Source organism: Rhodoferax sp. GW822-FHT04A08 (genome assembly GCF_058801025.1).
Window position 1 is genome coordinate 34454 of the sequence record NZ_JBXAMW010000018.1, and the last position, 9992, is coordinate 44445.

Annotated in this window: 11 protein-coding genes; all 11 read left to right on the plus strand. The window is 61.7% G+C overall.

The window, feature by feature from the left end:
- Positions 1-528, plus strand: coding sequence for a PilN domain-containing protein (locus tag AC1RMF_RS23255; RefSeq protein WP_493144653.1), 528 nt, complete (start codon positions 1-3; stop codon positions 526-528).
- Complete coding sequence (locus AC1RMF_RS23260) at positions 525-1067, plus strand: hypothetical protein (RefSeq protein ID WP_493144654.1); 543 nt, start codon at positions 525-527, stop codon at positions 1065-1067. The genes AC1RMF_RS23255 and AC1RMF_RS23260 overlap by 4 nt, the downstream gene beginning before the upstream one ends.
- Positions 1067-1573 (plus strand): hypothetical protein, encoded by a 507-nt coding sequence (locus AC1RMF_RS23265; protein WP_493144656.1) that lies wholly within the window; start codon positions 1067-1069, stop codon positions 1571-1573. Before AC1RMF_RS23260 ends, AC1RMF_RS23265 begins: the two co-directional genes overlap by 1 nt.
- On the plus strand, positions 1570-3660 hold the full coding sequence (locus tag AC1RMF_RS23270) for a secretin GspD/PilQ domain-containing protein (RefSeq protein WP_493144657.1): 2091 nt from the start codon (positions 1570-1572) through the stop codon (positions 3658-3660). Before AC1RMF_RS23265 ends, AC1RMF_RS23270 begins: the two co-directional genes overlap by 4 nt.
- On the plus strand, positions 3657-4133 hold the full coding sequence (locus AC1RMF_RS23275; protein WP_493144658.1) for a type II secretion system protein: 477 nt from the start codon (positions 3657-3659) through the stop codon (positions 4131-4133). Before AC1RMF_RS23270 ends, AC1RMF_RS23275 begins: the two co-directional genes overlap by 4 nt.
- A 1-nt stretch (position 4134) precedes the next feature.
- Positions 4135-4494 (plus strand): type II secretion system protein, encoded by a 360-nt coding sequence (locus AC1RMF_RS23280; RefSeq protein ID WP_342617525.1) that lies wholly within the window; start codon positions 4135-4137, stop codon positions 4492-4494.
- Complete coding sequence (locus AC1RMF_RS23285; protein ID WP_493144660.1) at positions 4481-4951, plus strand: type II secretion system protein; 471 nt, start codon at positions 4481-4483, stop codon at positions 4949-4951. Before AC1RMF_RS23280 ends, AC1RMF_RS23285 begins: the two co-directional genes overlap by 14 nt.
- A complete protein-coding gene (gene epsA, locus AC1RMF_RS23290) occupies positions 4948-5730 on the plus strand; it encodes an XrtB/PEP-CTERM-associated transcriptional regulator EpsA (protein ID WP_342617527.1) in 783 nt (260 codons plus the stop codon). The genes AC1RMF_RS23285 and epsA overlap by 4 nt, the downstream gene beginning before the upstream one ends.
- 217 nt (positions 5731-5947) lie before the next feature.
- Positions 5948-6727 (plus strand): PEP-CTERM sorting domain-containing protein, encoded by a 780-nt coding sequence (locus tag AC1RMF_RS23295; RefSeq protein ID WP_493144661.1) that lies wholly within the window; start codon positions 5948-5950, stop codon positions 6725-6727.
- A 77-nt stretch (positions 6728-6804) separates the two neighbouring features.
- Positions 6805-8274: a hypothetical protein gene (locus AC1RMF_RS23300; protein ID WP_493144662.1), complete on the plus strand. Its 1470-nt coding sequence runs from the start codon at positions 6805-6807 to the stop codon at positions 8272-8274.
- 141 nt (positions 8275-8415) lie between these two features.
- A complete protein-coding gene (locus tag AC1RMF_RS23305; protein ID WP_493144663.1) occupies positions 8416-9975 on the plus strand; it encodes a ShlB/FhaC/HecB family hemolysin secretion/activation protein in 1560 nt (519 codons plus the stop codon).
- The last annotated feature ends 17 nt before the right edge of the window (positions 9976-9992 follow it).

Here is a 9992-nt window from a genome sequence, read left to right on the forward strand (position 1 = left end):
ATGCAGGCACTCAACATCCGTTGGTCCGCTGGCAAAGGGCGCCTCACACCCATGGGCGTGCTTCTGGCTGCTGCGGGATTGCTTTGCGCCGCGTGGGTGGCGCAGGACTATCTGCAAGCCGATGCCGAGTGGCAAACCCTGCAGGCGCGCCAGGCCCGCCAGGCGCGTGCCAGCCAGGGCAGCAAACGCAACCCGGTCAGCATCGCGCCTTTGGCGCGGGACGACGCGCAGTCGGCCTCGCAGATAGACGCGCAACTGCACCGGCCCTGGGACGCACTGCTGCGCGCCATCGAGCGCCACAGTACCAAGGATGTGGCCCTGATCAGCATCGAAGTGCAGGCCACCGAAGGCAGCCTGCGTTTGACGGGTGAAGCCAAGGACATGGAGCACGCGCTGGCCTATGTGAAAACATTGCGCCGCTCGCCGGAGTTGCGCAAGGTGTATCTCACCGGCCAGGAGGAGAAACTCTCGGGCACGCAAAAAGTGGTGCGCTTCTCGCTGGACGCAAGCTGGGTAGACGCATCATGAGCAGCGCACTGATCATGGCGCATATGCGCTACCAGTTGCAGCGCCACGGTTGGCCTGCGGCAGCCGGGCTGTTCGTGCTGTTGGCGGCACTGGCACTGCAACTGCTGTGGGTGGACAGCCTGCATGCCCGCAACGCTGAACTGCATCAGGAGCTGAGCGCGCAGCGTCAGGCGCAGGCGCAAAAGCCCCAGGCCAGCGAAGCCCGGGCACAGGCCCAGGCCGCGTTCTTTGCCACACTGCCCGATGCGACAGAGGCGGTGGAAGCCATCGCGGTGCTGAACCAGGCTGCTGCGCGCAACAAGGTGTCGCTGGTCACGGCCGAATACCGCGTCACCCGCCTGGGCACCGGCCCCTTGTTGCGATACCAGATCAGTGTGCCGCTGCGCGCCGACTATGTGCACCTGCATGCCTGGCTGGCCCAGGTGATGAATGCCTTGCCCCATGCAGCGCTGGACGAAGTCAGTCTGCGGCGCGATGACGTGGGCCAGGATCTGCTGGATGCGCATGTGCGCTTTACCGTCTTTCTGCGAGCGCCCTGATGCCAGCCGTACGTCATGTGGTGATGGGCTTGGCCCTGGTGCTGACAGTGATCGCCTCGGTATGGGACGGTCCCTGGCCGGGCACACAAGACGCCGACAAAGTGGCGGTCGATCGGCCCTTGAAGCGCATGCCTGCGCCTGACAGCGTGGTGGCACGCGCCGCAGACACTGCCAACGCGAATGTGCCGGCACCCGCAGGCGAACGTCTGCACCAGAGCAAGGCCAATCCGTTTGCCGTGCACAGCTGGCTGCCGCCCGTGGTGCATGCCAAGGCGCCTGCGCTGCCTCCACCGCGTGCACCTCCGCTGCCTTTTGCCTACATCGGCAAGATGCAGGACGGTGCCGCAGTCACTGTTTTCGTCACCCAGGGTGGGCGCAGCCATGTGATGCACAGCGGCGACACGCTCTCTGGCTACCGGGTGGAAAGCATCACTCCCACCGACATGACTTTTGTCTACCTGCCGCTCAATGAGAAGCAGCGTCTCACATTCGGAACTGAAAATTGAAAACCGCTCCCCATACCCTGGCACTGCTGTGCTGCGCCTGCCTGATCCTGCTGTCCGGCTGTGCCAGCAACACCGCCGTGCGTGACAGCAGGCAGCTCATGTCCGAAGGCCGCACCGATGAGGCGGTGCTGCAGTTGGAGCGCGCCACGCGCGAATACCCCGACGACCATGAGCTGCGCACCGAATACTTCCGCCAGCGCGACGTCGTAACCAACCAGTTGCTGCTGTCCGCCGATGCCGAGCGCGCTGCGCGTCATCCGGAGCAGGCGCAGGCACTGTATCGCCGCGTGCAGGCGCTGGATGCCAACAACCAGCGCGCCCGCGAAGGCCTGGCCGACCTGGTCGCGCAACAACGCCTGGATGCGCGCGTGCTGGAGGCCCAGCGGCTCGTGGAGGCCAACGACCCGGCTGCGGCTGAACGCATTCTGCGTGCGGTGGTGAGCGAGAACCCCAACAGCACCCAGGCACGCAGCCTGCTCAATGGCCTGCGCGAGAAGGCGGCGCGCGCCGAGGTGGCAGCGCCCAGTCTGCAGCCCAGCTTCTCCACGCCGCTGACGCTGGAGTTCCGCGACACGCCGATGAAGACGGTGTTCGAGGTCATTGCGCGCAGCTCGGGCCTGAACTTCGTGCTGGACAAGGATGTGCGCAGCGACACCAAGATCACCATCTTCGTGCGCAACACCAGCATTGACGACCTGCTCAAGCTGATCCTGACGACCAACCAGCTCGAGCGCAAGGTGCTCAACGGAAACACGGTGCTGATCTACCCCAACACACCGGCCAAGGCCAAAGACTACGTGGACTTGGTGACGCGCAGCTTTTACCTGGCCAACGCCGACGTGAAGCAGGCCCAGGCCATGATCCGCACCCTGGTGAAGACCAAGGACATCTTCATCGACGACAAACTCAACTTGCTGGTCATCAAGGACACGCCCGAAGCCGTGCGTCTGGCCGAGCGCCTGATCGAGTCTCTGGACATTGCCGAGCCCGAGGTGGTGCTGGATGTGGAGGTGCTGGAGATGTCGCGCAGCAAGCTGCGCGAACTGGGCTTGCGGTTTCCGGATCAGGTGGGCTACGGACTGCTCACACCCAGCACCAGCTCGACCATCGTCAACGGCAACGTCACGCAGTCCAGCACTACGCTGGGCGGCGCGTTGGCGTCTGGCTACATCGACCTCAACAACACCAGCGGCCTGACATCCTTTGTGGCCAACCCCGGCCTGATGCTGAATCTGAAGAACCAAGTGGGCGACGGCAACATGCTGGCCAATCCGCGCATCCGCGTGAAGAACCGCGAGAAGGCCAAGATCCACATCGGCGACAAGCTGCCGGTGTTCACCACCACGTCCACCGCCAACGTCGGTGTGGCCGCTTCAGTGGCATTTCTGGACGTGGGGTTGAAGCTGGATGTGGAGCCCAATATCTATCTGGACGACGATGTGGGCATCAAGGTGGGTCTTGAAGTGAGCAGCATCGTCAAGGAGATCACCGGACCGGCGGGGTCGCAGGCCTACCAGATCGGCACGCGCACTGCAGCCACCTCACTGCGCCTGAAAAATGGCGAGACCCAGGTACTGGCCGGCCTCATCAGTGATGAGGAGCGCAGCAGTGCCAACCGACTTCCGGGTCTGGGCGATATCCCTGCTGTGGGACGCCTGTTCTCCAGCCAGAGCGACTCCAAGAACAAGACCGAGATCATTCTGCTGATCACGCCCCACATCGTGCGCAACCTGGCGCAGCCCCAGGGCGTGGGGCTGAATGTGCCCGCGGGTTCGGAGAGTGCAGTGGGCTTCAAGGCGCCATTGCAGGTGAAGAAGGGCGAGCCGCGCGCGCTGTCCCTGTCGTCCTATCCGCCCGGTGGTCCGCGCGACACACCGTTGCCGCGGGCGCGGGCTGGTGCAGCAACGGGGGAGCCGACTACGGAACCAGCCGAAGGGGCACAGGACATTGCTTCCATGCCTGCTTTTGACATGACACCCGTCGTAGTAGAGCCCGCACCGGCCGCAGCGCCCGCCGCTGCACCCGAAGCTGGCGCGCCTGCAGCCATGCCCGCCTCCAGCGTGACCTTGCAACCCCTGAAGCCATGACACACAGGGCACGCGGCTTCACCCTGATCGAGCTGGTGGTTACCGTGGCTCTGGTCGGCATCCTGGCCATGGTGGCTGTGCCACTGGGAACCTTGAGCGTGCAGCGCCTGCGCGAAGGAGAGTTGCGCAGCAGCCTGCGCCAGATCCGCGAGGCGCTGGATGCCTACAAGCGCGCCAGCGACAGCGGCCGCATTGCGCGCCGTGCAGATGGCTCGGGCTACCCGCAGACGCTGGAAGAGCTGGAAGCCGGCGTGGTGGACGCCAAGAACCCCAACAAGACCAAGATCTACTTTCTGCGCCGTTTGCCGCGTGACCCGTTCTTTGCCGATACCAATGTGCCGGCCGCGGCCACCTGGGGCAAGCGCTCCTATGCCAGTGCGCCCGACATGCCAATGGAGGGCGACGACGTGTTTGATGTGTACTCCCGCTCCGAGCGCATCGGCCTCAACGGCATACCACTGCGGGACTGGTGAGATGCAGAAGAAACGGGGCTTTACGCTGATCGAGCTGATGGTGGTCATGGCCATCATTGCCATGCTGCTCAGCATTGCGGCGCCACGCTATTTCAATCACCTGGATCGGGCGCGTGAAGCCGCCCTGCGCGAAACCCTGGCGGTGATGCGCGACTCCATCGACAAGTTCCATGGCGATACTGGTCGCTATCCCGCAGATTTGCAGGAGTTGGTGGCTAGGCATTACCTGGCGCGCCTGCCCATAGATCCCATGTCGGACAGCAGCGACAGCTGGATCACTGTTCCGCAGGTCGGCGAGCCCGGCATATGGGACGTACACAGCGGCGCCGGTGGAGAGGCTCAACCGTATGCGGACTGGTAAGCGTCAACGCGGTTTTGGCTACCTCATGGTGCTGTTTGCCATTGCAGCACTGGGGTTGCTGGCGGCAACGGCGGGCCAGGTATGGCACACCAGCGCCCAGCGCGCCCGCGAGGTCGAGCTGCTGTTTGTCGGGCAGCAATACCGTCAGGCGCTGGACAGTTATTACGCCAGTTCTGTGGGCGGGGTCAAACAGTACCCGGCGCAGTTGGAGGACCTGCTGGACGACCACCGCTCGCAGGTCCGGCTCCGCCATCTGCGACGGTTGTATGCAGACCCCATGACGGGGAAGTTGGACTGGGTGTTGGTCACGGCAGGGGAGCGCATTGTGGGGCTGCACAGCCGCTCCCAGCTACACCCGTTCAAACGCCATTTCGAAGGGGCTGACGAGGCCTTCAATGGTGCCGACAGCTACGCGCAATGGGTCTTTAGAGCAGGCACGACGGGAGGTGATCCATGAACAAGCAGGTGCGTCTGACCAGGCACGATCTGGAACATTTGGCGACCACATTGGAGGGTGCGCTCACGATTGCCAACCGGCCCCAGTTCTATCTTTGGGCGCAGGGCGCATTGCAGGGTTTCATTCCCCATGAGACGGTGTATTGCGCGTTTGGCGACATGGACAGCATGCAGTTCCGCTTCGAGACCTTCTCGCGCAGCCCGCGCAAGGTGCTGCAAAAGGGCGGCACCGATCCGGTCAAGGACTTGTTGCCCCATGTGGTTGACGACTGGCTGCGCTATGGTCGCCAGCCGCGTGTGTACTGCCCCACGTCCACCGAGCAGGTAGGCCGCCGGCAATTGATTTCCGATATGAAGAAGCTGCAGCTGGGCCCAGCCGTGGCCCACGGCCCCTCCGAGGTTCAGGGCCACTTTGGCAGTTTCTTCCTGTTTGCTGGCATGCCGCATTCGCCTGGCCCGCGGGACATTCATCTGTTGCATCTCTTCATGCCCTATCTGCACATGGTGTTGTACCGCGTGCTAGGAAGGCAGACCGATGGTGTCGGCAGTGCCAGCGAGGTGCTTCCGTCGGCCATGTTTTCCAAGCGCGAAATCCAGGTGTTGCACTGGATCAAGAACGGAAAGACCAATCTGGAAATCAGCCAGATACTGGAAATCAGCCAGCCCACGGTCAAGTGCCACGTGCAAAACATCATGCGAAAACTCAACGTCACCAACCGAGCGCAAGCGGTCGGCAAGAGCGCAACGCTGCGTCTGGTGGCTCCCACCGATCAGAACTAGGGCCTGTTGCGCGAATAGGCCAAAAATTGATACAGAACTGTCTGAAAGGACTAGTGAAACCCCGTTTCAGATTGCTGTATCTGTAATGTCTGGTTCGTAAAGTTCATCCCAGTTAAGCATAAACCGCTGCTTGACGACGCAAGGGGTAAGCGGATTTCCCTAAAAGAAATCGGTAAGCCTAAGTCAACACCTTTGAAACTTATCTGGGAACACTTTTATGAAAATCAAACTCATCGCCCTGGCTGTTGCAGCCCTGGTTTCCGGCGTAGCCAACGCCAACATCATCGACGACGGTACAACCAGCGGCAATGGCAATGTGCTGTTCGCTGCCTGGGACGGCCAAACTTCCTTTGCCCTGAACACCGGCCTGACCATCGACAGCCTGATCGCTGCCGTGTCTTCTGGCACCGGTTACAGCTTCACCGACAGCGCCTGGACAAACTGGCTGTCGACTGCAAATGCAGCCAATGTGACCTGGACCATTTTTGCCAATGACCAATTCGGTGCACAGCGTGGTATCACGACCACCGACGGCAGCAATGCTGGTGTGACCATCACCAACGGCAATGCCCGCGCTTCCAATCTGGCACGCAGCTTGTTTATCGACGACCAACTGAATCTGGGTGCCTTTGCTGCAGCTGGTGTGACCGAGTCCATCGTCCCCGTGAGCAGTGCTGCCTATCCTGGCAACTCTTCCTTGGGTATCGGCAATGCTGGCTATGGATATAACTTCAACAGCAATGGCACGCTGGCTAACAGCGACTATGTCAGCGGCCTGGGCGTGATCAGCATCAACACCCCCAACGCCACCACCGCCAAGTCCACCTACGCCAGTCTGAGCTACAACGGCACCGCCGCCCACGCCTGGATTTCTTCCAATGGCACCTTCTCCATCGGTACCGTGGCTGCTGTTCCTGAACCCGAAACCCTGGCCATGCTGTTGGCTGGTATCGGCATGATCGGCTCCATCGCCCGCCGCCGCAACCGCGCCGCCTAAGTGCTCTCCCCATCCTTGCAGTCTCGGTGCTGCAAGGATGTTTCCGTTCTCCCAACCTTCCTTGATCGAGATACAAAATGAACTTCACCAAAATCGCTATTGCAGCTTCCATTGCTGCTTCCGCTTTCTCCGCCCAGGCCGCTCTGCCTGCCGGCTCCGCAGCTGAAACCCTGGTTAACGCCGCCAACACTTCCGGCCAGATCGTTTTCATCTCCGGTGCATCCGCTGTGCAAAAGGGCTTTGACGCTCTGGTGACCAATCTGCTGAACAATGTTGTGTACTTCAACAATGATGGCACCACCGCCCTGAACGGCTCCGGCTATGTGGCCGTTGCTGGCAACCTGAAGGCTGCAGCCAGCGCCTGGCCCGCTGGTTCTGCCGTGATCGTGATCTACCGCAACAGCGGTGGCTCCATCTACGGTGTGAACTCCGTTGCCCGCGCAGAATCCATCACCTCCCTGAATGTGACTGCAGCGACTTGCGGTGCATCCGGTGCTGGCACCACTGCCGCTCCCTACAAGTGCGACAGCGCCAACCGCGTGCCGGATGCCGGCATGTCCGACGTGGCCCCTATCTTCTTCACAGCGCCTGTGAACACCGAAGGTGAAACACCCGCCACTGCACTGACCACCGCAGAGCGCGCATTGCTGACCTCCAAGCCCATGTATGCACAGGCCTTTGGCATCCCCGTGACCAAGAATGTGGAGGCCACTGCCAAGTTCAACCGCGCTACCGTGGCCGCCATCATGTCCGGTCAGGTCGTGGACTGGTCCAGCGTTGCTGGAACCACAGTCGGCGGTGATATCGTGATCTGCCGCCGTACCCCCGGTTCCGGCACTCAGGCCGTCATGAACATGTGGGCTGGCAACTACCCTTGCAACAGTTCTGCTTCGCAAGTGCCATTGAACCGCGACGATTCCACCGCTTGGGATCCCGTTGCACGCAAGTTCACGGTTGCCAACGGTGCTGGCAGCGCCATCGTGATCGAGAATGACTCTTCCTCCGCCGTGCGTACCTGCCTGGACAAGGCTGTGACCGGCGGCAGCTACACCGCCAAGGACCGTGATGGCAACCCCGTGACCATCGACTTTGGCCTGCCTGGCGACGGCACATTCCCCACCGGCGGCTACAAGGCCATTGGCGTTTTGTCCCTGGATAGCATTGGTTCTTCCCTGACCACCGGCAACTGGCAGTTCCGTTCGCTGGACGGCGCAGGTCAGATCACCGGCGACGGCCTGAGCACCACGGTGGGTCCTGTGACTTCCGGCACCGGCACCTTCCCGACCGTGGCTGCCCTGACAACGGGTGACTGGGCCATGCAGGGTTGGACCAGCTTCAACATCCCCACCGCACGTACTACCGGCGCCAAGCTGGCCTTTGTAAATCAGTTCCTGGCTTCGGCCCAGAGCCCCACGGTTCTGGCTGCTGTGAAGGAAACCAAGTGGACCGCCGCTGCCATCCCCAATGGCTCCAACGCCAGCACCCAGACACTGAACGTGTCTTACCAAAATGGCAACCAGTGCGCTCCTCTGAACCGCAACTACTGATCGGTTGAGGTCCAAGCCCTCGGCCTAGCCTGGCGGGGGTTTCGAAAGTACAGGCGATACGCAGGTCACTGCGTATCGCCATTTGTTGTTTTACCCGAGTGAGCGGGGTAGGGGAAAATTTTGATGCGATTGATTGGCTGCATGCGCACACTTGTCTTTTGCCTAATGGCTCTGGTGCTGAGCACCGCGCAAGCAGAGGACGCAGCCCGGTTTGATATTTTTGAGTATCGGGTGGATGGTGTAAGCCTGCTGCCGGTGGCCGCCGTGGAGCGTGCCGTGTATCCCTATCTGGGTGAGCAGAAGACGCTCGCCGATGTGGAAGAAGCGCGCACGGCATTGGAGAAGGCTTACCACGATGCTGGCTACCTGACTGTGGTGGTCTCCATCCCCTTGCAGAAGGTGCAAAACGCCGAAGTGGCGCTGGCGGTGACCGAAGCCCCCGTGGGCCGCCTGCGTGTGGTGGAGTCGCAGTATTTCAGCCTGGGTGAGATCAAGGCCCGGGTGCCCGAACTGGCCGAGGGCAAGGTTCCTCAATTCGACCAGGTACAAGAAGAACTGGCCACACTGAACCGGGGCGCCGACCGCCGCGTCAGCCCCATCTTGCGGCCTGGCAAGGAGCCGGGCACGGTGGAGGTGGAGCTCAAGGTGCAGGACGATTTGCCCTTCCACGGCAGCGCGGAACTCAATGACCGCCACAGCGAGGGCACCACGCCAACGCATGCTGCCGTCTCCATGCGCTGGGACAATATGTGGGACCAGCAGCACAGCCTGGGCGTAGCCTTGCAGGGCGTGCCCGAGCAACCCAATGAAAGCCGGGTGCTGTCACTCAATTACAACTGGCCGCAGCGCAATGGCGACATGCTGGCACTGTATGCGGTGCATACAACTTCAGATGTGGCCCTGACCGAGGCTACCAATACCGCGGGCATTGGTGATATCTACGGATTGCGCTACATCGCCAACCTGCCCAGTGGCGCCGACTACTACCAGACTGCCACCTTGGGAGTGGACTACAAGGACTTCAACCAGACCGTGTCGCAGTTGGCCAGCGGCAGCTTCAACACACCCATTGCCTACATGCCCTTCACCCTGGGCTGGGATGGCACCTTCAATGGCACGATGCGCGAGACCCGGTTGAACGTGGGCTTCAACTTCCATGTAATGGGCCTGGTCGGTACCGACCAGCAGTTTGCCGACAAGCGTTTCAAAGGCCGCTCCAACTACTCCTATCTGCGAGGTAGTTTTTCGCACAAGGAGTCCTGGGAGAAGGGCACAACCGTGCAGGCGCGTGGCAGCTGGCAGCTGGCAGGTCAGGCACTGATATCGAATGAACAGTTTTCCATCGGCGGTGTGGACACGGTACGCGGCTATTACGACTCGGCCGCCTCGGGCGAGACGGGCATGGCGCTCACGCTGGAAGCCGTTACCCCCAATTTGCTGACACCCGCCAATGCATCGGATGCGCCATTGTGGGTGAGTGATGTGCGCCTACTGGCGTTTGCCGACCAGGGCTGGGTGACAGTGGTGGACCCGCTGTTTGCCACCTCACGTTTTGAACTAGGCAGCTACGGCCTGGGACTGCGCGTGAACGGCGCGCGCGGCCTGAGCCTCACCTTGGACTGGGCCATTGCCCAGAACCATATCAATAGCACGCAGCAGGGCGACAACCGCCTGCATTTCCGACTCGCCCAAGAGTGGTGATTGCCCAAGCCTTACCG

Excerpts from the sequence above, each read along its gene's own strand:
- AC1RMF_RS23255 (WP_493144653.1), top strand. The coding sequence starts at position 1 with ATGCAGGCACTCAACATCCGTTGGTCCGCTGGCAAAGGGCGCCTCACA.
- AC1RMF_RS23260 (WP_493144654.1), top strand. The coding sequence starts at position 525 with ATGAGCAGCGCACTGATCATGGCGCATATGCGCTACCAGTTGCAGCGC.
- AC1RMF_RS23265 (WP_493144656.1), top strand. The coding sequence starts at position 1,067 with ATGCCAGCCGTACGTCATGTGGTGATGGGCTTGGCCCTGGTGCTGACA.
- AC1RMF_RS23275 (WP_493144658.1), top strand. The coding sequence starts at position 3,657 with ATGACACACAGGGCACGCGGCTTCACCCTGATCGAGCTGGTGGTTACC.
- AC1RMF_RS23280 (WP_342617525.1), top strand. The coding sequence starts at position 4,135 with ATGCAGAAGAAACGGGGCTTTACGCTGATCGAGCTGATGGTGGTCATG.
- AC1RMF_RS23285 (WP_493144660.1), top strand. The coding sequence starts at position 4,481 with ATGCGGACTGGTAAGCGTCAACGCGGTTTTGGCTACCTCATGGTGCTG.
- epsA (WP_342617527.1), top strand. The coding sequence starts at position 4,948 with ATGAACAAGCAGGTGCGTCTGACCAGGCACGATCTGGAACATTTGGCG.
- AC1RMF_RS23295 (WP_493144661.1), top strand. The coding sequence starts at position 5,948 with ATGAAAATCAAACTCATCGCCCTGGCTGTTGCAGCCCTGGTTTCCGGC.
- AC1RMF_RS23300 (WP_493144662.1), top strand. The coding sequence starts at position 6,805 with ATGAACTTCACCAAAATCGCTATTGCAGCTTCCATTGCTGCTTCCGCT.
- AC1RMF_RS23305 (WP_493144663.1), top strand. The coding sequence starts at position 8,416 with ATGCGCACACTTGTCTTTTGCCTAATGGCTCTGGTGCTGAGCACCGCG.